At 61.5% G+C, this 19,519-nt stretch carries 17 protein-coding genes; 3 read left to right on the top strand and 14 right to left on the bottom strand.

Annotated elements, in window-relative coordinates:
* Nucleotides 1-152 precede the first annotated feature (152 nt).
* The 11 genes from groES to C9427_RS31210 all read right to left on the bottom strand — a co-directional run bounded on the left by groES (nucleotide 153) and on the right by C9427_RS31210 (nucleotide 12,336).
* On the bottom strand, nucleotides 153-449 hold the full coding sequence (gene groES / locus C9427_RS31270) for a co-chaperone GroES (RefSeq protein WP_006333965.1): 297 nt from the start codon (nucleotides 447-449) through the stop codon (nucleotides 153-155).
* Between the two features lie 1,452 nt (nucleotides 450-1,901).
* The gene (gene panD / locus C9427_RS31260; RefSeq protein ID WP_107652867.1) at nucleotides 1,902-2,354 is read right to left on the bottom strand and encodes an aspartate 1-decarboxylase; all 453 of its coding nucleotides are present in this window, start codon (nucleotides 2,352-2,354) and stop codon (nucleotides 1,902-1,904) included.
* Between the two features lie 58 nt (nucleotides 2,355-2,412).
* Nucleotides 2,413-3,396 carry a beta-ketoacyl-ACP synthase III gene (locus tag C9427_RS31255; protein WP_107652866.1) on the bottom strand — a complete coding sequence of 328 codons (984 nt, stop codon included), beginning with the start codon at nucleotides 3,394-3,396 and terminating at the stop codon, nucleotides 2,413-2,415.
* Complete coding sequence (locus C9427_RS31250) at nucleotides 3,393-4,658, bottom strand: adenosylmethionine--8-amino-7-oxononanoate transaminase (protein ID WP_107652865.1); 1,266 nt, start codon at nucleotides 4,656-4,658, stop codon at nucleotides 3,393-3,395. Before C9427_RS31250 ends, C9427_RS31255 begins: the two co-directional genes overlap by 4 nt.
* Nucleotides 4,658-5,293 carry a dethiobiotin synthase gene (gene bioD, locus C9427_RS31245; RefSeq protein WP_107652864.1) on the bottom strand — a complete coding sequence of 212 codons (636 nt, stop codon included), beginning with the start codon at nucleotides 5,291-5,293 and terminating at the stop codon, nucleotides 4,658-4,660. Before bioD ends, C9427_RS31250 begins: the two co-directional genes overlap by 1 nt.
* Nucleotides 5,290-6,429 (bottom strand): 8-amino-7-oxononanoate synthase, encoded by a 1,140-nt coding sequence (locus tag C9427_RS31240; RefSeq protein ID WP_107652863.1) that lies wholly within the window; start codon nucleotides 6,427-6,429, stop codon nucleotides 5,290-5,292. Before C9427_RS31240 ends, bioD begins: the two co-directional genes overlap by 4 nt.
* Nucleotides 6,426-7,421, bottom strand: coding sequence for a biotin synthase BioB (gene bioB / locus C9427_RS31235; RefSeq protein ID WP_107652862.1), 996 nt, complete (start codon nucleotides 7,419-7,421; stop codon nucleotides 6,426-6,428). Before bioB ends, C9427_RS31240 begins: the two co-directional genes overlap by 4 nt.
* A gap of 498 nt (nucleotides 7,422-7,919) precedes the next feature.
* Nucleotides 7,920-8,801, bottom strand: a complete 882-nt coding sequence (gene nadC / locus C9427_RS31225; RefSeq protein ID WP_107652860.1) for a carboxylating nicotinate-nucleotide diphosphorylase — start codon at nucleotides 8,799-8,801, stop codon at nucleotides 7,920-7,922.
* A gap of 1 nt (nucleotide 8,802) precedes the next feature.
* Nucleotides 8,803-10,344 (bottom strand): L-aspartate oxidase, encoded by a 1,542-nt coding sequence (locus C9427_RS31220; RefSeq protein WP_107652859.1) that lies wholly within the window; start codon nucleotides 10,342-10,344, stop codon nucleotides 8,803-8,805.
* A complete protein-coding gene (gene nadA, locus C9427_RS31215) occupies nucleotides 10,341-11,315 on the bottom strand; it encodes a quinolinate synthase NadA (RefSeq protein ID WP_107652858.1) in 975 nt (324 codons plus the stop codon). Before nadA ends, C9427_RS31220 begins: the two co-directional genes overlap by 4 nt.
* A gap of 64 nt (nucleotides 11,316-11,379) precedes the next feature.
* Complete coding sequence (locus tag C9427_RS31210; RefSeq protein ID WP_107652857.1) at nucleotides 11,380-12,336, bottom strand: NUDIX hydrolase; 957 nt, start codon at nucleotides 12,334-12,336, stop codon at nucleotides 11,380-11,382.
* 178 nt (nucleotides 12,337-12,514) lie between these two features.
* On the opposite strand from C9427_RS31210, the gene panB reads away from it, so the two are divergent.
* From panB to C9427_RS31195, 3 genes are all read left to right on the top strand, one after another.
* Nucleotides 12,515-13,360, top strand: coding sequence for a 3-methyl-2-oxobutanoate hydroxymethyltransferase (panB, locus tag C9427_RS31205; RefSeq protein ID WP_107652856.1), 846 nt, complete (start codon nucleotides 12,515-12,517; stop codon nucleotides 13,358-13,360).
* Nucleotides 13,357-13,641 carry a pantoate--beta-alanine ligase gene (locus C9427_RS31200; RefSeq protein WP_107652855.1) on the top strand — a complete coding sequence of 95 codons (285 nt, stop codon included), beginning with the start codon at nucleotides 13,357-13,359 and terminating at the stop codon, nucleotides 13,639-13,641. The genes panB and C9427_RS31200 overlap by 4 nt, the downstream gene beginning before the upstream one ends.
* Before the next feature lie 63 nt (nucleotides 13,642-13,704).
* Nucleotides 13,705-14,172 carry a pantoate--beta-alanine ligase gene (locus C9427_RS31195; protein ID WP_167434557.1) on the top strand — a complete coding sequence of 156 codons (468 nt, stop codon included), beginning with the start codon at nucleotides 13,705-13,707 and terminating at the stop codon, nucleotides 14,170-14,172.
* On the opposite strand, the gene nifA is transcribed toward C9427_RS31195, so the two are convergent.
* The 3 genes from nifA to C9427_RS31175 form a co-directional block, all read right to left on the bottom strand.
* Nucleotides 14,159-15,874 (bottom strand): nif-specific transcriptional activator NifA, encoded by a 1,716-nt coding sequence (nifA, locus tag C9427_RS31190; protein ID WP_208636445.1) that lies wholly within the window; start codon nucleotides 15,872-15,874, stop codon nucleotides 14,159-14,161. The two genes, C9427_RS31195 and nifA, sit on opposite strands and share 14 nt — an antisense overlap.
* Before the next feature lie 642 nt (nucleotides 15,875-16,516).
* The gene (locus tag C9427_RS31185) at nucleotides 16,517-17,548 is read right to left on the bottom strand and encodes a LacI family DNA-binding transcriptional regulator (RefSeq protein ID WP_107652852.1); all 1,032 of its coding nucleotides are present in this window, start codon (nucleotides 17,546-17,548) and stop codon (nucleotides 16,517-16,519) included.
* 318 nt (nucleotides 17,549-17,866) lie between these two features.
* Nucleotides 17,867-19,300, bottom strand: coding sequence for a dicarboxylate/amino acid:cation symporter (locus tag C9427_RS31175; protein WP_107652850.1), 1,434 nt, complete (start codon nucleotides 19,298-19,300; stop codon nucleotides 17,867-17,869).
* Nucleotides 19,301-19,519: the final 219 nt, after the last annotated feature.

Here is a 19,519-nt window from a genome sequence, read left to right as displayed (position 1 = left end):
CACCTTCACCGCGTCGGCAAGGATGTTGACACCGCGCAGCATGCGCTCGCGGGCATCACGGGAGAATTTTACGTCTTTGGCAGCCATTTTGTACTCCTGGGCATTTCGCCCGAAATTCAGATTGGATGGTACGGATGAAAGGCAGCGGCGTGTTAGCCGATGATGCCCATGATGTCGGCTTCCTTCATGATCAGAAGGTCTTCGCCATTGAGCTTGACTTCGGTGCCCGACCACTTGCCGAACAGGATACGGTCGCCAGCCTTGACGTCCAGCGGGACCAGCTTGCCGGCTTCGTCACGAGCGCCGGAGCCGACAGCGATGATCTCGCCTTCCTGCGGCTTTTCCTTGGCCGTATCCGGGATGATGATCCCGCCGGCGGTCTTGGATTCGGATTCGACCCGGCGAACGACCACGCGGTCATGAAGCGGGCGGAACTTCGACTTTGCCATTTTTTCTTCCTCGATGAGAACGGTGAGAAAAGCGTCCGGCGACGCCGGATAACTTACAAAGCTCGGCTATGCCGGCCTGCGGTTAGCACTCACCAAGGGCGAGCGCTAACAATGCGACGAGATAAGCCCTAGGCTGGGGCTAGTCAAGACAAGAGGGTGGGCGATCACGATTTTCCGGACGATGCAGCCCTGAAAGAGTCGAGCCAATCGATGGTGTTCGGAGGCTCGACCCACAGGATGAATCCACCCTGCGGATCGGTAACCATTGTGCCTTCCGCGATCTGCCAGCGCGCTTCGTCGCACCGTAGAGAGCGAGGTGAGGGGCTGAGCATTTGGTAGCGCCGAGACGTGCCGAGCTTTTGCGTGGAGTGGCCATGCGGGATGTCTCCTTTAGCATCATCTCCCGCACCAGAGGCTTGCCCGTTCATGGGACTGTATTTCTATCCACAGGGTGGATGCATCTCATCGAAACAAACGATTTTATCAATCTTCCGGAATCTCGCGTTTGACGTCAGCACCTCACACGCCCTGATCGCCCGCTCCCCTCACCAGAACGGCAGATTTTTTGCAGAGGTACTCGGACTGAATACGCGTTCCCATTCACGTTAGTTGTGGATAACAAGGCTGAATTAACATGCAAAATCTGCGCATCTAAATCGATTTGAGCACTCACGGACGTTGCGGACCAGAATCGCCGTCACCCTGAAATCGACAAGGCATCGGCTATCCCAAAATCGGGGCTTGACGTTACGTAAGGTCCTATGTTTTCCGATGTGCGGGAACGACTTCCAGTCGCAGCCCAAGGGCAACGAAAATGAGGGGCAGCAATGTGCTGGCGAACCTAATGACGTGCGGGTCAAGCGTTGTAGTGGGGGATGGGTTGTTCATATTGTCGAGGACGGCAAACTGACAGTTCTTCGGTTCAAGACACAGTTTCCCGCCGAAAATTACGCCGATGGCCAACGAGCCAGGCTCGGTCTTGCTGCCAAGCCACCGATCGACGAACCTGATATGTAACGCGATCAGGCGTCGGATGGCTGGCGAGCCTTGGCGCCGGCGGGAAACACTTTGCCGAAGGCCCACCTCAATGCTGCTTGCGGCCGTTCGGCTAGCCATATTCGCGATGATGGTTGGCACCGCTGCCGATGCGGAAGACGGTGGCCTGCTTGATCGACACGGCGGCAAAGATCATGAAAAGCCAGGTCGTCAAGGACCCAGCCGCGGCGCTTGAGAAAGCAGAAAGAATTTGCAAGCCGCCACCGCAAGTAACCTGAGACAAGGGTCAGACATGCAAACCGCTGTTCGCGGATCAGCAGCTGCGAGACATTGCGCCATCCCACGAAGGCCCACGGTGCCCAAGGCGCAGTGGGCATCGGCCTTTTTCAGCAACTTCGTCGAGTCTTAGACCAGACGCTCTTCAGTGCCGAGGCTCGCACATCTGCGGAGCGCGGCTCACGCCCCGGAAACCAAGGCTGGAATTGCCAAAGCTTCATTCGCCTCATCAAGGATCGAGAAACTGTAACGGCCGTCTGTGTCAAGATCGACGGAGTAGCTCAGGCGGTCGAGTATGTAGTTATCCTGGTCGAACGTGACGATGCGCGGCTTCAGCGAGGTGATATGCGCTTCGTCCAGGTAGATGGAGTTGCAGACGATAATTGGGTCGTCGGGCTGACAGGTGCGAGCCGCCGCTCCGTTGAGGATGCAGCACCGTGAACCGCGCTCGCCGAGGATGACATAGGTCGAAGTCCGCGCACCGGAATTCTTGTTCCATATCTCCACGAATTCCATCGGCAGGATCCCGGCTGCCTCGCAGTGGTCGGGGTCGAGCGTTATCGAACCATGGTAGTTGAGGTTCGCTTCGGTGACGTGGATGCCGTGCAGCTTGCCGGCGACTAGTTTTCGCATTGGTCGTTGTCCCTGTATTCATCGTTCAAGGTCAGTCTTGGCAGTTCGGTTCGCGCGGCTAAATTCCAACGACGATCGCACCGCCGCTAAGACCCGCACCCGCGGCCGCCAGAAGAACCTTCTCCCCCGGCCGGAACGGCGCCGCCCGATGGGCGAGCGACAGCGAGAGCGGGATCGTCGCGGCGGAAGAGTTGCCATACTCGGCGATCGTCTTGACGATCGCTTCATCGGCGATGCCGAGGTTTTGCCCGACCGCATCGAAAATGCGGGCATTGGCCTGGTGCGGCACAAACCGATCGATGTCCTGTGGTCGCACTCCGGCAACGGCAAGCGCGCTTGTAGAGCAATCGGTCATCATCTCAACAGCTTTGGCGAACACTTCGCGTCCGTCGGTCATCGTCATCCGAGTTTGCCCGAGATCCAGATCGTCATGGAATGGGATGCTGCTTCCGCCGGCCGGGATCTGGATCAGCCCGTAGCGCGAGCCGTCCGAATCCACCGAAGCGCCGAGAATACCTAGATCAGGGTTCTCGCACGCACCAATCACCAGGGCGCCGGCGGCATCGGCGAAAAGGACTGAGCTCGCGCGCTCGTCTGGATTGATGCGGCGGCTGAGGATGTTGGCGGCGATGACCAGCGCTGGTTTGCCGTGCAGGCGGGTGAACCCGTCCGCGAACATCAGCGCATAGATGAAGCCGGCGCAGGCGCCGGTTAGATCGACCGCGCCTGCGCGGCCAAGGCCGAGCTTGTGCGCGACCAAGGGTGCACTGGGCGGCAGAAGGTGGTCGGGCGTCGAGGTGGCAAGCAACAGCAGCCCTATGTCGCTGCGGTCAATACCGGCGTTCGCCAGCGCCATGTCGCCAGCCTGCGTGGCAAGACCAGACAGCGTGTCTTGGTCCGTTGCCCAGAAGCGCGAGCGTATCCCGGTGCGCCGCTCGATCCAGCCGGGTTCTAGCCCGAGACGGTTTTCGATTTCCGGGTTCTCGACCTTGCGCGACGGCGCATGATGACCAAACCCGAGGACGCGCGACGATCGGCTCATGGCTTTGTGCCGAAGCGTTCGCCGGCCTCCTCGATGGCGTCATGGAGCCCGTCCAATTCCTCGCCGATGATGCAATAGGGCGGCAGAAGATAGAGGACATTGCCGAGCGGGCGCACTAGCAGGCCGCGCTCGAGGAAGAAGGCGCGGAGCTTCGGCCCGATCTCGGCCAGATAGCCGGCTGAGCCGGTGCGCAGATCGAGTGCCGCGATCGTGCCGGTCGCCCGGCAGTCGGTGAAATATGGATTGTCCCGGAAGCGTTGCAGCCCGGCGGCCTGCTTCGCGCTCAAGGTCGCGATCCGTTCGGCCACCGGCTCGTCGCGCCAGATCTCGACATTGGCAAGTGCTGCCGCGCAGGCAATCGGATTGGCGGTGTAGGAACTCGAGTGGAAGAACGTCTTCGTGCGGTCCTCGGAATAATGGGCCTGGAAGATGGCATCGGTGGCAAGTGTGGCGGCCAGCGGGATGGCACCGCCGGTCAAGCCCTTCGAGGTGCACATGATATCAGGAGATATGGACGCCTGCTCGCAGGCGAACATGGTCCCGGTGCGCCCCCAGCCGGTCATCACCTCGTCGGCGATCAGCAGAGTGCCGGAGGTTTCTGCGATCTTCTTCAATTCGGTGAGAACCGAGGCCGGATACATCAGCATGCCGCCGGCGCCAAGCACGAGCGGCTCGACGATCAGCGCGGCCACGCGCCGGTCACGGCTGACGGCCTCGAAACGATCCAGCGTTTCCTGCTCGCGCCCGGAGGCCGGGAAGGGGATTGTGTCGACCTCGAACAGCAAGGGCTCGTAGGCGGCGTTGAACACGCCTCGGGCGCCGACGCTCATCGTGCCGATGGTGTCGCCATGATAGCTGTGCTCCATGACGACGATGCGCGAGCGCGGCGCGCCGATGTTGCGGAAATAGCCGAGCGCCATCTTCAGCGCGACTTCGACTGAGGTCGAGCCGCTGTCGGAATAAAACACCCAGTCGAGACCGGTGGGAGCGAGCCCGACAAGCGCCCTGGCCAAGCGTTCGGCTGGCTCGTGGGTGAAGCCCGCGAAGATGATCTGGTCGAGGCTCGACGCGGTCGTCTCGATGGCCCTGATGATGCGGGGATGGCGGTGGCCATGCGTGACGACCCACCAGGACGAAATGGCGTCCAGGATACGTGTGCCGTCAGCCTTGTAGAGATAGGCGCTTTCCGTCCTGACGATTTCAGGGATAGCCGGCTCGAGCGCGTGCTGGGTGAACGGATGCCAGACTTGAGACTGCGACATCACTCGCCTCCTGCGATCGCTGCGAGGTCGAAGCCGGCAACCATCGCTTCCCTCAGCGTCTCACTCGTCAGCGGATCGAGCAGCGGCAGCCTGCCAAGCTGGCGTATGCCGCTGAATTCCACGATTGTCCTTTGCGTATCGGCCACTTCATCGCCGATGAAGGCGATGCCGACGAGCGGGATCGAGCGAACCCGCAGGGCCTCGATCGACAACAAGGTGTGATTGATGGTGCCGAGCTTGGTACGGGCGCACAGGATGACCGGCACCCGCCACTGAGCGAATATGTCGATGAACTTGGTCCGCCGGTTGAGCGGCACCATCAGTCCCCCGGCACCTTCGATGACGATCGGACCCGGCAAGTCCGGAAGCGAGAGCCTTGCCACGTCTATCGCGACGCCATCGAGTTCGGCCGAACGATGCGGCGACAGCGGCTCCTTCAGGCGATACACTTCCGGCAGCACGCGCCCCGGCGGAAGGCCGGCAAGCCGCGCAACAACCTCGCTGTCGGTCTCGCCGTCGAGGCCCGACTGCACCGGCTTCCAGTAGAAGCCGTTGAGGAAGCCGGCCAATCCCGCCGAAAACACCGTCTTGCCGATTCCGGTATCTGTTCCGGTGATGACGATGCGCTTGGTCATGTCGAGGCCAGCACCTCGACGAGCGCCTCGACCATGGCGGAAATGTCGGCTTCGTCGACGTTGAGCGTCAGCGAAATGCGCAGTCGCGATGTGCCCTCGGGTACGGTCGGCGGACGAATGCCGCGTATGTCGAAGCCGCGCGTCTGCAGCGCCGCCGCCACCGCCATCGTGCGCCTGTTGTCGCCGATGACAAAGGGCTGGATCTGCGAGCCGCTGGGCTTCACGCCGCAGCGCTCGGCCAATTGGCGGCCCGCGAAGGCTACGCACTCCTGCAGCTGGACACGGCGTTGGGGCTCGTCGGATAGCATGGCCAGCGCTTCGCGCACTGCCACCGCCACCAGAGGCGACGGCGCGGTGGCGTAGATGAATGGCCGGCAGCGGTTGACGAGATAGTCGCATAGCGTTCCCGGCCCGGTGACGAGTGCGCCGGACGCGCCGAGCGCCTTGCCGCATGTGTGAAGTGCGACAATGTTGTCGCGGCCCTCGAAAGCGGCGGCCAGCCCGCGGCCGTCCGGTCCCCAGATGCCGGTGGCATGCGCCTCGTCTACGACGAGGAATGCCTCGTGCCGATCGGCAAGCGCGATAAGGCGCGCCATCGGGGCGCGGTCGCCATCCATGCTGTAGAGGCTTTCGACCGCGATCCAGATGCGGCCCATGCCGCCTTCGGCGCGCCAGCGGGTGATCGCATCCTCGACAGCATCGATGTCGTTATGCGCGGCGAGCTTGAACTCGGCGCGGCCAGCGCGGGCCCCCTCATGCATGCTGGCATGAGCAAGCTCGTCGAGGATCAAGAGGTCGCCCTTTTGCGGCAGCGTCGTCAGCAGAGCGAAGTTGGCGATATAGCCGCTGCCGAAGAACAGCGCGCGTTCGGCGCCGAAGAACGCCGCGGCGTCTGCCTCCAGGGCCTCGTGCTCCGGTGAGTTGCCCCTTAACAACCGCGATCCGGTCGCGCCGACCGGCGTCCCCCGCGCAATCGCCGCCGCCACCGCTTCGCCAAGTCTTTTGGAGGCGGCAAGCCCGAGATAGTCGTTCGACGAGAAGTCGAGCCCGGCGCGCGGTGCAATTGTGCGCAGCCGGTCCTTGCGCGCCAGTCCGCGCAAGGACGCGTCATACCGGGCAAGAAGTGCCTCGTTCATTGCGTGCCGATTTCCATCGGCTCGATGCCGAGACGCTGGAACAGCAGAGTATCCTTGTCTTCGCCGGGATTGTCCGCCGTCAGCAGTGTGTCGCCGACGAAGATCGAGTTGGCGCCGGCAAAAAAGCACAGCGCCTGCATTTCATCGGTCATGGCGGTGCGGCCGGCGGAGAGTCGGACATGCGATTTCGGCATCATGATGCGCGCCAGCGCGATGACGCGCACGAATTCGATCGGCTCGATGGGTTTAGCCTCGGCAAGCGGGGTGCCCTCGATCGGGATGAGCATGTTGATCGGCACGCTTTCCGGGTGCTCCGGCAGATTGGCCAGCGTCACCAGCATGTCGATCCGGTCCACCGGTTCTTCGCCCATGCCGACGATGCCGCCGCAGCAGACCTTGATGCCGCTGTCGCGGACATTGGCCAGCGTGTCCAGCCGGTCGGCAAATGTCCGGGTCGATATGATCTCTGAGTAATAGCGCTCGGAGGTGTCGATGTTGTGGTTGTAGTAGTCGAGACCGGCCTGTTTCAGACGAGCGGCCTGCTCAAGATCGAGCATGCCGAGCGTCATGCAGGTCTCCATGCCGAGTGCCTTGACACCCTCGACCATCGCCACCACCGCGTCCATGTCGCGCGCCTTCGGGTTTCGCCAGGCCGCGCCCATGCAATAGCGGGTGGCGCCGGCATCGCGTGCCTTGGTCGCCTCGGCGATGACGCGCCGGACCTCCATCAGCTTTGACGCCTTCAACCCGCTTTCGTGATGTGCCGATTGGCTGCAATAGCCGCAATCCTCCGGGCATCCGCCGGTCTTGATGCTGAGAAGCCGGCTCAGCTGGACCTTGTTGGGATCGAAATTCTGCCGGTGAACGGTCTGCGCCTGAAACAAAAGGTCGTTGAATGGCGCGTCGTGGAGCGCTTGGGCTTCCGCTCGCGTCCAAGGGGGAAGCGCCCAACCGATTGGATCCGAGGTCAGGTCTGGGCAGAGTTCGTTCATAAGGTCTTGTTCTCCATAATCTGCCGTCCTTGACCTGGAGCGTTGCAGTGGATGCTGAAGACAAGGCGCATGCCAGCGGGAAGTCTCGAAACGCGACTGGTGGCGCTCTTGAGCGGACTCTCCAACTGCTGCCCGCAGGCTCAACTCACGTCATCCGTGGGGATTACGGTTTCCGTTATTTTACTCTGAGCACAGGAATGCTCCTTTCTGATCGCGTCGCAGGATTCGGTGAAGGCGACGTCCAGCAGATAACTCAGAAGTTCCAGCCCGTGAGAGGCCGCCAACTGGCGCATCTCGTCGAGTCGGCAGATGATGACGCCAAGGGCTGCGACGCGGCTTTCTGTGCCTTGCTGGTCCGTCCCTCCCGCCTCCGTTGTTGAAGCGTGTCGCCTGGCGCCGAGAAGGCTTGCGTCGGCTGTTGGTGGAACCGGGGACGTGCTGACGCAGGTTAGCCTGCGACCAAAGGAGTTCCTGCGATCCCGGTTCATGTCCTCTCCATCAGTTCAGATGCCTGTTGCAATTTCGGTCGGCCGGCATGTCGAGACCAATGTCGAGGATGGGCGCGCTGTGGGTAAGCCAGCCGACCGATATGAGGTCGACGCCTGTCGCCGCAATTGCCGGGGCGCTCGCCCGCGTCACCCGGCCCGAAGCCTCGGTGATCGCGCGGCCACCGACCATAGCCACAGCCTGCGTAAGGTCCTCGACCGACATGTTGTCGAGGAGCACGGCGTCGACACCCGCTGCCAGCGCCATTTCCAACTGGTCCAGCCTGTCGACCTCGACCTCGATCTTGACCATGTGACCGATGGCGCTGCGCGCCCGCTCGATTGCGGTGCGGATATCGCCGGCAATGGCGATGTGGTTGTCCTTGATCAGCACGGCGTCGTCGAGCGCGAAGCGGTGATTGGCACCGCCGCCCGCTCGTACCGCATACTTTTCCAGGACACGCAGGCCGGGCGTCGTTTTGCGTGTGCACACGATTTTTGCGTTATGGCCCCTCACCGCGTTTACGAGCGTAGCCGTTGCCGTCGCGATGCCGCTGAGTTTGCATAAGAAATTGAGCGCAGTCCGCTCCGCCGTCAGCAGGCTGCGCGCCGGCCCGTTTACGATCGCGATGGTCTGGCCGGCCGAAACCTTTCCGCCCTCAGGACACCGCAGCTGGATGCTGATCCCGGGATCGACCAGCAGGAAGGCAAACATGACCAAGTCGAGCCCGGCAACAACGCCTGCCTGCCGGGCATTCAACGCCAGCGTCGCTTTGCAATCGGCGGGGATGATCGCATCGCTCGTGATGTCGCCGGCTCTGCCCAGGTCTTCAAGCAGGGCAGAACGCACGATGGGCTCCATGATGATCTGGGGAAGTGGTGCAAGTGAAGTCATGTCAACGGCTCCGTTCGGATGCTTGCCATCTGAGCGTGACGGCATTCTCAAAAGCTGTGCAGAGCGTCAATCGTGAGGGGAGGGCGGCGGCATCGCGCCCGGGGAAATCGGATCGAAAGTGGGAGCCGCGGCTCTCCTCGCGCCGAAGGGCGGCGATCGCCATCAACAATGCCACCAGGGCCGGACCGGCCGCGGCCGTCTCGCAAACAGAGATCGGCAGCAGTGTCGCGACCGTGTCGCACAATGATTTCCCATTCCGAACAATGCCAAGCGCATTGGACACAATCGGGCGAATAGGTGAAGGGTCGGGCCGGATGGGAACAGTTGCCGGAAGCCTAGGCCACTGCCAACCCGCAGAGGTACCCGCGACGCTTTCAGCCACCCAGGCGGCGGTTGCAACCGCTTCGGTCAGCGAGTTGCTGGCAAGCCGGTTGGCGCCATGCAGTCCTGTGCATGCGACTTCGCCACAGGCCCACAGGCCGCTAACGGAAGTTCGCCCCTCGGCGTCAACGGCCACGCCGCCCATGTGATAGTGAGCAGCGGGCCGTACGGGAATGGGTTCCACCGCCGGATCGATGCCGGCATGCTTGCAAATAGCGTCGATTGCCGGAAAGCGTCTTGCGAATTTCTGCCCGAGACAATGTCGGGCATCGAGATAGACGCCATGCCCGGCGGCGAGCTGATCGGAGATCGCCCGCGCAACCACATCGCGCGATGCGAGTTCTGCCCCGGGCGTGTCTGCCAGGAAGCGATGGCCGTGCTCATCGATCAGCACCGCGCCTTCGCCACGCACTGCTTCGCTGACAAGCGGCATTGGCCGGCGCGCAATGTCGAGGGCCGTCGGGTGGAATTGCACGAATTCGAGATCGGCTAGTTCCGCTCCAGCACAGGCTGCCAGCGCCAGGCCGTGCCCGAATGAGGAGAGCGGATTGGTTGTATCGCAAAACAGGCCGCCTATACCACCGGTCGCCAGCACCACGCGGCGTGTGGGCAATGCGAACACGGCGCCATGCAGGACAGTCAGCAAGCCAACAATGCTGCCCTCTGCGACAACCAAGCGAAGCGCTGTCATGCCTTCCATGATCGTGATCGAACGGGTTCGCCGCGCCACGCCGAGTAGCGCCCGAAACAACTCGCGGCCAGTTGCGTCGCCGGCGGCGTGCACGATGCGGCGACGCGAATGCGCCGCTTCCAGGCCCAGCCGTAGCCTCCCGTCTAGCGACCGGTCGAAAGGAGCACCAAGACGAATAAGGTTCTCGACGGCTTGAGGTACGGTCTCTACCACCCTCCTGGCCATTTGTTCGTCGCAAAGCCCATCGCCGGCAGCAAGCGTATCGGCGAGGTGCAAGTCGGGGCTGTCGTCCTCCCCCAGACTCGCTGCGAGCCCGCCCTGGGCTAGGATGCTCGAGGCTTCGGTTCCGAGCGAGGTCCTTGACAGAAGGACGACTGGTTGCGGCGCCAAGTGTAGCGCCGTCATGAGCCCGGCGATACCAGCGCCGATGATGACCGGCGCTCCGCCAATGTGATGGATGTCCGCCGTCATACAAAGAGCATGCGTTCCACAGCCCAGCGGGCCCGTTCAGCGACATGAGGATCGATCGTGACGACGTGGCGGTTCTCCTCGAGCGCGGTCCGGATGTTGGCGAGCGTGATGCGCTTCATATGCGGGCACAGATTGCATGGGCGCACGAAATCTACTTCCGGATGCTCGACCGCGACGTTGTCGCTCATGGAACATTCCGTCACCAGCACCACACGCGCCGGCCTATGCCGCGCGACATAGTCGGACATCGCCGCCGTCGAGCCGGCGAAGTCGGCTTCCGCGACCACTTCAGGCGGACATTCGGGATGGGCAAGTACGCTGATGCCGGGATGGGCCTCACGCAGCTCGCGGATGTCGGCCGCCGTGAAGCGTTCATGCACCTCGCAGCGCCCTTTCCAGGCGATGATCTCGACTTTGGTTTGCGCCGCGATGTTCTTTGCCAGATATTCGTCGGGCAGCATGATCACGCGCGGCGCGCCGAGCGATTGAACGACTGCAAGCGCGTTGCCCGAGGTGCAGCAGATGTCGGATTCAGCCTTCACCGCGGCGGAGGTGTTGACGTAGGTCACCACTGGAACGCTCGGATAACGCTGCCGCATCAGGCGCACGTCTTCGGCGGTGATCGACTCGGCCAGCGAGCAGCCGGCACCGAGATCCGGGATGAGCACGGTCTTGTCCGGGTTGAGCAGCTTGGCGGTCTCAGCCATAAAATGCACGCCCGCGAGCACGATGATTTCGGCATCGACCGTCATTGCCTTGCGGGCCAGCGCCAGGCTGTCGCCGACGATGTCAGCCACGCAGTGAAAAATCTCCGGCGTCTGGTAGTTGTGCGCCAGGATGACCGCGTTGCGCTGTCGCTTCAGTTCCAGGATCGCGTCGATGTCCTCGACGAAGAGCGGCCACTCGATCGGTGGGATCACTCGCCGAACGCGGTCGTATAGTGAGGCGCTCGAAGGCAGGACGGCGCTCATCGAGCCTCCAGTTATAGTCAACGCGATTATAAGGCCTATATAATCGTTGTGACTATAAGTGGTGTCAAGCCCGTGCGAGCGGCAATTTTGTGCCGGCCACAGGCCTCTCGTCTAGAATGGCATGGTGGAAGCGGTAGAGCTGCGCCGGCCGGCCGCCGGTCTCGGCGGTCGTCGCCCCGGTCTTCTCAACCAGCTCCTGCTGCTCTATGAGCCGTCGAAAGTTCGGCTTGTTGATAAGCCTGCCGGAGAGCGCCTCCACGGTTCGTTGTAGCTGTAAGAGCGTGAAGAGCGGCGGCATCAGTTCGAACACAACAGGCCGGTATTTGATCTTGGAGCGCAGCCGCGCAATAGCCGTTGCCAGAATGCGGCGATGATCGGCGCTCATCGATCTGCCCGGCACCGGAGCGAGGATGGCCGAATCTCCGCCGCGTTTTGCTTCCTCCACCAGGGCGGCTTCATACAGCAGCTCGTAGCGCTGCAGCGTGAGCTCTTCGTTCCATGCCCGGTCGTCCAAGCCAAAGGCGACCGCCGCTCGCCGCCGGCGATCGAAGCGCGTCGCGGCGTCATCCGCGCCGTCCGCCCATTCGATAAGGCGCGGCCACAATTCTTCCAGCATCGGGGGCCTGCCGGAGCGATGATCCTCCCAGGGGAAATAGTCGTACCAGCTGGCCCAGCTGCGCCTGCCCGAGGCGCCCGCATCTTCTTCGCGGGTGAGTGCGAGATAGCTGATCGAGATCACGCGCTCGTTGGCGCCGATCCGATCGCGATCGGCGAAGGTGTAGAGCTGCTCGATATAACCGAGAGGCTGACCGGTCTGCAGTTCCACCCATGCTCGGAGGCCCGATTGGAGCGAACGATGAGCGAGCTCAAACGGGCCCGAGGGAAGGGCGGCCCCCTCTTCGATGGTTAGAACACAAGGTCCAGCGTCGTTCACGGCAACGACGACTGCGATGAGGTCCGCGTTGACGTCGTTGGTCTTGCCTATGACTCTGCCTTTCCTTGGTCCCTTTGCCTGATCCATAGTTCCTGACCTACTTGGCAGAGCTCCGCCTGTCTAAACCGATTTAGTTCTGTTCTTTATCATACCACTCGTCGCGTCAACACCACGCGCTCTGGCGATTTTACCTCTTCGCACCTCGACAAAAATATGCCAAACGCGACACTGGCCGTGGGTGACGCTGGGTGAGGAGAGACGTGGATTGAGCGCCGTTGGTGTCGTCAAGGCGATCACGCCGCCGAACATCCGTGCGCGAAAGGGCAGCACGCCGCTGGTCTGCCTGACGGCCTACACCACGCCGGTCGCAAGGTTGGTTGACGGCCACTGCGACATCGTTCTTGTCGGCGACAGCGTCGGCATGGTTCTCCACGGCCTTCCCTCCACGCTCAGTGTCACGCTCGATATGATGATCATGCACGCCAAGGCGGTTCGGCGGGGAATGGAGCGGGCGCTCCTGGTCGTCGACATGCCGTTCGGCTCGTACGAGGAAAGCCTAGAGCAGGCCTTCCGCAATTCCGCGCGCCTTATGGCGGAGACCGGATGCGCTGCGGTCAAGCTCGAGGGCGGCGCGACGATCGCCGAGACGATCCGCTTCCTCACAGCGCGCGGAATCCCGGTCATGGCGCATGTCGGCCTGACGCCGCAGGCGGTCAACGTGTTTGGCGGATATCGCGTGCAGGGCAGGGGCGAGGATGCCGACCGCATTTGGCGCGATGCTCTTGCGGTCAGCGAGGCTGGCGCCTTTTCCGTCGTGCTGGAAAAAGTGCCCGAACCGCTCGCCCGCCGCATCACCGAGGAAATCCCAATCCCGACGATCGGCATCGGCGCCTCGGCGGCCTGCGACGGGCAGATCCTGGTCGTCGACGACATGCTTGGCCTGTTCGGCGACTTCCGCCCGAAATTCGTCAAGCGCTATGTCGAACTGGGAGAGGCCGCTTCGGCAGCGATCGAGGCCTACGCGTGCGACGTGAAGGAGCGCCGGTTTCCGGCGGCCGAACATGTCTTCGGCGATGAACTGAAAGCCATCACCGGAGGAGAAGCGACATGAGTACACCGATCGTCCGGACCGCCACCGAGTCGCGCAAATCCGTGGCGGCATGGCGCAGGCAGGGCATGAAGGTCGCGGTCGTGTCAACCAAGGCGCCCTTGCATGAAGGCCATCTCAGCTTGGTGCGCGCCGCACATCAGCGCGCCGACCGGGTGATCTTGCCGCCCACCTACGCACGGAGCATGAGGACGCCGCCAGCTGGCGCCGCTCGGCGCCAGATGCTTTACGCGCCGGATGCAAGAGAGATGTATCTGGAGTGGTTGCCACCGCGATCTCGGTGAGAGGGGTGAGCGGGCGGCCTGTGCGGCGCAGCCCAAGCCATTTCGACGGCGTGGGGGAGATTGGTGACGAAGCTCTTTCTCCAGACGGCGCCGTCCGCCTTCTTCGGCGAGAAGGATTTTCAGCAGTTGCAAGTGCCCCGGCTTGCCCGCGACCTCGACATACCGATCGGGATCATCGCCTTTCAGACAAGGCGCGAAGCCGATGGCTTGGTGATGTCGTCGCGCAACTGTCAGGCTGTCGGCCGCACAGCACAGCGCATGGCGGCGCCAAAGCGAAATTCTCTTGGAGCGGCCGAGAGGTTGGCAGCCATGCGAAGCTGTATTCGCCGAGGCGACGCGATCCTTGCCACCGGCTACAGAGACGTTGAATATCTCGAATTACGGGCCGGCGCCGAGAGGAGGGCTGCACCGCCTCACCGACGGAGGTCCGAGCCGAACCAACGCACGCTTGATTTGTCCCAACTATTCGCCTCGCTCGCTATGTCGCGGCCCGACATACTGAAGGTCGACATCCGGTTCAGAGATTCTTGATCTCGATACCGTATTTCCTCAGCGCGTAGCCAATCTGGCGCGGCGTCAGTCTAAGCAGGCGCGCTGCCTTTGCCTGAACCCAGCCGGATCTTTCCATGGCCGCGATGAGACGCTCGCGATCGGTCATCTGCGCGTCGCTTACGAGGGCTACCCGAACAGGCGCTGGCAGTGCCTGCTCGCTGTCAACGGGCGGGGCCGCAAAGGCGGCCGAAGCAAAATCACCAGACGAATGCATGGCCGGGTTCAATGGCGATGGTGCGATCGGCTCCGATTTCGGCGCAGTCTCCTTCGATGCGTGCTTCCATAGCATCGCGGAAAGGCATCGGCCGTGGCAGCAGTCAAAGTCGTTTCTGCCGATTGACGCTCCCGCTGCCAGGGTCGCTGTCCGCTGCACGCAATTTTCAAGCTCGCGGACATTTCCGGGAAAAGCACAGTTCATCAGCACTTCAGTCGCACTCGCATCGAAGACCATCGTACGGCCGTTCTCGCTGTTGAAATTCTTGAGAAACTCAGCGGCAAGGAGCGGAATATCACCGCGCCTTTCGCGCAATGGCGGCACCAGCAAGGGAACAACGCTGATGCGATAATAAAGGTCGGCGCGAAACTCGTTCCTTGCAACCGCGTCTTCCAGGTTCCTGTTCGTGGCGGCAATCACGCGAACGTCGACCTTAATCGTCTGGTTGCTGCCGACGCGCTCGAACTCCTGCTCCTGCAGCACGCGCAGCAGCTTTGCCTGGAACGAGGCCGAAATCTCACCGATCTCGTCCAGAAACAACGTTCCCTTGTCGGCGAGCTCAAAGCGCCCCTTGCGCGAGTTGAATGCACTGGTAAAGGCACCCTTTTCGTGACCGAACAGTTCGGATTCCAGGACTGTCTCAGGGAGCGCTGCGCAATTGAGCTTGATGAACGGCCGCTTGGCGCGTCCCGACATCTCGTGAACGGCCTTGGCGACCAGCTCCTTGCCGGTCCCCGATTCCCCGCGCAGCAAAACGGTGCTGTTGGACCTGGCTACTAACGCGACCTTCTCAAGCAGCCCGCGCAGCGCCGGGCTGTCGCCAATGATCCCCTTGACATGAGCCCTTTTGCCCTCATGCCCAGACTGCTTGAGTTCGCCGAATTGCTTTTGCATCCGGATTTTTTCGGCCATCAGTCGCTCGCGGTCGGACGCGAACAGGCGATGCAGCTTCACTGTCTGTCCAACCAGATTAGCGATTGTGGTAAGGAGGCGCAGGTCGTAATCGAGGAGGGAGCCTGATTTGTTGTCCAGGATGCGGTCGATGGTCAGCGTGCCCACGACGTTCGCATCGACGCGAATGGGTACGCCGATGAACGACACTTTCATGTTGTCGGACGCCCCGAGCACCTCCTTGTCGGCGGCGTTGAAAGCCGGATCCAACGCTATGTTCTCGGCGACGAGCGCCATGCCCGTCGTTATGATCTGGTCGATCGCCGCCCGTGGCAGATGCTTGCGGTAGCGCTCATCGCTGCCTTCGCTCCAGCCGGCGCCGACGGTCATGTCCGGTATGCCGGCACCGTCGCAGAGCGAGATGATGCCGTGCCGCACCTGCACCAACGATGGCAGGAGGTCGACGACGTTGGCCAACGTGGCTTCCAGCCCAGAGGGAGCGGTGAGCGCTGTCGACGTTTCAAAGATGTCCGGCGCCCTCTCGTGCAACGGCACAATAGGGACCACGTTATTCATCTCGGACTTTGAATTAGGGCTTTTCATTTTTGGAAGCGATATGCGGCGTGACGAGATCTGCCTGGCACTTTGCTCGGAGTTGCGAGTATCGTGCATGTGATCATCCATCTCGCGCCATGAAATCGCTGCCCGAGGCAAGTGCGCGCGTGGATGTCCTTGGCGAATCGCATTCGTCGGCGTCTTCGCTCCGCAGGCCGCTGCACAATCGACGAGTTTGCTCGCCTCGCCCTTGCACGCGGGGATTCATTGAAACACGAAAAGGCGTTGATGAAGATAGTCGTGACGATTGATCCGTCAGCAAGACGGGCGTCTGCAGCCGGCTTTTCGCGCGCAATGAAATTGCCATCGAGATGATAGCTAATGTCGATGCCAGTCAGGCCCGGGCCGCGAGCAAGTGCGGCCCTGGCAAGATGGGGCGGCGTCATGCGGTCGATCGCAAAGCGGAGCGATGCTTGACGCATGGCTTTCCTCTCTCTTCATGAAGTGCGGGTCGTCGTTCTTGGCTGACTGGCTTCCGCCGCGCAGCAATCATTCGTTGTTAAACGAGACCGGAATGAGGCAGGTGAGTCAATCAAACTCCCGCTGCTTTTCTTTCATGAATGAAAGGAAATTAGGCTCTCATGATAGTATTTTATCAGTTTTTCAGGTGTTTTCCGGCAGATAGATCTCAAACGGCAGAAAAGTCTGCCCAAGCGTCTCCGAAGTGCCGACCTTGATGGCCTGGGCCATCAGCGTCATCAGTTCCTGGCAAAGCAGGCGCTGGGGCGTGGCGACCGACATCGTGATCATGCCATTTGCGAGTGCAGCCCGTGACTCCGGCGTGATCTCGTTAACGATCGCGACGAGACCCCGGCTTTCGCCTTCTTCACGGAGCGCGGAGATCGCTCCCTCCATACCTCCGCCGGCCACATAGAAGCCGGTGAGTTCGGGTTCCCGTTGCATGAGATCCAGCGTGGCCTCGTAGGTGATCTGCCGTGCCTCAAGGTTCACGAGCGGATCGAGCAGCTCGAATGCCGGTGCATTCTCACGGAAATAGGAGCGAAAGCCGACCTCCCGCAGCTCCTGCCCCTGAAAACGGTGGCTGCCGACAAAAACCGCCACCTTGCCCGGCCGTCTTGCGACCTTTGAAAGCATCCACGCTGTCGTCCGCCCGACCTTGCGGTTGTCGAGGCCGATATAACCCTCACGAACACCTTCGGCGAAATCGGAAAGCAGCGAGAAAACGGGGATGCCTTTTGCCTTGAGTTCTTGGACGGCTGCCGTGATAGCCGGATGGTCCGGCGCCACCATGGCGATCGCGTGACAGCGCGCGCCGAATTCCTTGAGCAGTGGAACAAGGTCGCACGGCAGGTGCGACGGCGCGAATTCGATGAGCGAAGTGCCATGGAAGCACTTCGCCGCGTTGACCGCCGCTTCGACCTCACGCGCGAAGCCCTGGTAGAAGTGGTGAGTCGGTTTTCTCAAGATGAAGCCAAGCCGATATTGCGGCAGGTCCGGCTGCAGGCGCTGCTTGATAAGACCTGCGGCGTGATATCCGATGGCCTGTGCCGCCGCTAAGACCCGCTGCGCAGTCTCCTTCCGCACCGGATGACGGGCATTCAGAACTCGGTCAACGGTGGCAACACTAACCCCGGCTTCCCGGGCGATATCAGCAATTATGGGTCGCTTCGCCATTGTTCGAGTCTGATTAAACGACATCAAGAAGAAATCCGGCAAAGGTCGATTCAGTAAAATCTGTCATTCCTGCATTGATCCTGTTCGCTACCGAATTCTTGTCGTGGCGTGGTGCGAGGTAGAAGCCGAAACGTAGAGCGTGGGCGAATTGTTCAGCCGTGCCGACGGCTCCGATCGAGCTCCGCGCCCGGTTCCACGAACCGTCGCAAACTTCGGAGGCATTAAGCGCATCATCGATGGCTTGTGTGTCGTGACCGGTGCAAGACCTTCGCAAGGCACAGATGATTTTGCACCCACTGCATTTCGGGATTCTTGATTTCATCGGCCCGCGAGAGTTTGTTTGGAACCCGCGGCCCGATCGTCCGGCGTTTGGGACCAGCCAGGCGATTCAACCGGCAGCGATGCTGCCGAGTTGCTCGGCGCGGGCGTTGTCAGTGCCTGGCCAGTTGATGTCTCGGCAGGCTGGTGGCCGCAGAATGCAGCTTTCAATTGCGCCTGATCCAGTTCGCCTTCCCAGCGGGCGACGACGAGCGATGCCACCGCGTTACCGACCAAATTCGTCAGTGCCCTGCATTCCGACATGAAGCGATCGACGCCAAGGATCAGCGCCATTCCAGCAACGGGAACTGCCGGCACTACGGAGAGCGTAGCGGCCAACGTGACGAAGCCGGCACCTGTGACACCTGCTGCACCCTTGGAGGAAAGCATCGCGACGAGCAGCAGCAGGACCTGATCGCCAACTGACAAATCCGTATTCGTCGCCTGCGCGATGAAAAGGGCCGCGAGGGTCATGTAGATATTGGTGCCATCCAGATTGAAGGAATATCCGGTCGGGATAACCAGGCCCACGACCGAGCGCTTGGCGCCGGCCTTTTCCATTTTCTCCATGAGAGAGGGCAGCGCAGCCTCGGAGGAGGACGTTCCGAGGACCAGCAGCAGCTCTTCCTTTATGTAGCGGATAAGAGAAAAGATCGAGAAGCCATTGTAACGACAGACTGCACCGAGAACCCCGAATACGAAGAGGAAGGCCGTGAGATAGAAGGTCCCGACCAGCATCGCAAGGTTGGCTACCGAACCGATGCCATATTTGCCAATCGTGAAGGCCATTGCTCCGAAAGCGCCGATCGGCGCAACTTTCATCAGGATGCCGACCAATTTGAAAACGGGTGCAGTGAGGTCCTGAAGGAAGGAAAGAACCGATTTGCCCGATTCTCCGACCATCGCCAGCGCGATGCCGAAGAGGACGGAGAAGAACAACACCTGTAGAATGTCGCCTTCCACAAAGGCGCCGACAATCGTGGTCGGGATCATGTTCATCAGGAAGCCGGTCACGGACTGCTCATGGGCCTTTGAGGCATAGCCATTGACGGCTTGCACGTCGAGCGAGGTCAGATCGATGTTGAGGCCGGCGCCAGGCTGAACGATATTGCCGACGATGAGGCCGACGATAAGCGCGAGCGTCGAGAAGGTGATGAAATAGAGCATCGCCTTGCCGGCAACACGGCCGACCTTCTGAAGATCGCTCATGCCGGCAATGCCAGTCGACACGGTCAGAAAGATAACGGGCGCGATGATCATCTTGACGAGCTTGATGAAGGCATCGCCGAGCGGCTTCAGGTTTTCTCCGATTTGCGGATAAAAATGGCCAACCGCAACTCCGAGGAGGATTGCGACAAGCACCTGCACGTAAGGCTTGCCAAAAAGGGTCTTGCGGGGTGCGCGCTTTACGCTTGGAGCCAGTGGGGTCAACATGTAAGTTTTCTCTCCCTGACCGGTTTGGGGCGGGCTGTTCCTCCCCGCGGCTTCTCCCATCGCGGCGCCCCGGTCGAACGCTGCTGCGTTGTTGACCGCAATAGCCGTGCCAAGCCAAGAGAGCGCGGAAATCGCCGGAGCCTCAGGTCTCTTCAACAAATCGCGCAGCAAGATTGTGCGGTTTTCCGCACGGATCGCCTTCCCTTCTGGCGGAATCCC

This window comes from Mesorhizobium helmanticense, from assembly GCF_003034915.1.
GTDB classification, from domain to species: domain Bacteria; phylum Pseudomonadota; class Alphaproteobacteria; order Rhizobiales; family Rhizobiaceae; genus Mesorhizobium; species Mesorhizobium helmanticense.
This window is presented reverse-complemented; position numbering and strand designations above follow the sequence as displayed.

Bases quoted from the DNA above. Each gene is read 5' to 3' on its own strand.
- groES (WP_006333965.1), bottom strand. From the start codon at position 449: ATGGCAAAGTCGAAGTTCCGCCCGCTTCATGACCGCGTGGTCGTTCGC.
- panD (WP_107652867.1), bottom strand. From the start codon at position 2,354: ATGCGAAAACTAGTCGCCGGCAAGCTGCACGGCATCCACGTCACCGAA.
- C9427_RS31255 (WP_107652866.1), bottom strand. From the start codon at position 3,396: ATGAGCCGATCGTCGCGCGTCCTCGGGTTTGGTCATCATGCGCCGTCG.
- C9427_RS31250 (WP_107652865.1), bottom strand. From the start codon at position 4,658: ATGTCGCAGTCTCAAGTCTGGCATCCGTTCACCCAGCACGCGCTCGAG.
- bioD (WP_107652864.1), bottom strand. From the start codon at position 5,293: ATGACCAAGCGCATCGTCATCACCGGAACAGATACCGGAATCGGCAAG.
- C9427_RS31240 (WP_107652863.1), bottom strand. From the start codon at position 6,429: ATGAACGAGGCACTTCTTGCCCGGTATGACGCGTCCTTGCGCGGACTG.
- bioB (WP_107652862.1), bottom strand. From the start codon at position 7,421: ATGAACGAACTCTGCCCAGACCTGACCTCGGATCCAATCGGTTGGGCG.
- nadC (WP_107652860.1), bottom strand. From the start codon at position 8,801: ATGACTTCACTTGCACCACTTCCCCAGATCATCATGGAGCCCATCGTG.
- C9427_RS31220 (WP_107652859.1), bottom strand. From the start codon at position 10,344: ATGACGGCGGACATCCATCACATTGGCGGAGCGCCGGTCATCATCGGC.
- nadA (WP_107652858.1), bottom strand. From the start codon at position 11,315: ATGAGCGCCGTCCTGCCTTCGAGCGCCTCACTATACGACCGCGTTCGG.
- C9427_RS31210 (WP_107652857.1), bottom strand. From the start codon at position 12,336: ATGGATCAGGCAAAGGGACCAAGGAAAGGCAGAGTCATAGGCAAGACC.
- C9427_RS31200 (WP_107652855.1), top strand. From the start codon at position 13,357: ATGAGTACACCGATCGTCCGGACCGCCACCGAGTCGCGCAAATCCGTG.
- nifA (WP_208636445.1), bottom strand. From the start codon at position 15,874: ATGAATAACGTGGTCCCTATTGTGCCGTTGCACGAGAGGGCGCCGGAC.
- C9427_RS31185 (WP_107652852.1), bottom strand. From the start codon at position 17,548: ATGGCGAAGCGACCCATAATTGCTGATATCGCCCGGGAAGCCGGGGTT.
- C9427_RS31175 (WP_107652850.1), bottom strand. From the start codon at position 19,300: ATGTTGACCCCACTGGCTCCAAGCGTAAAGCGCGCACCCCGCAAGACC.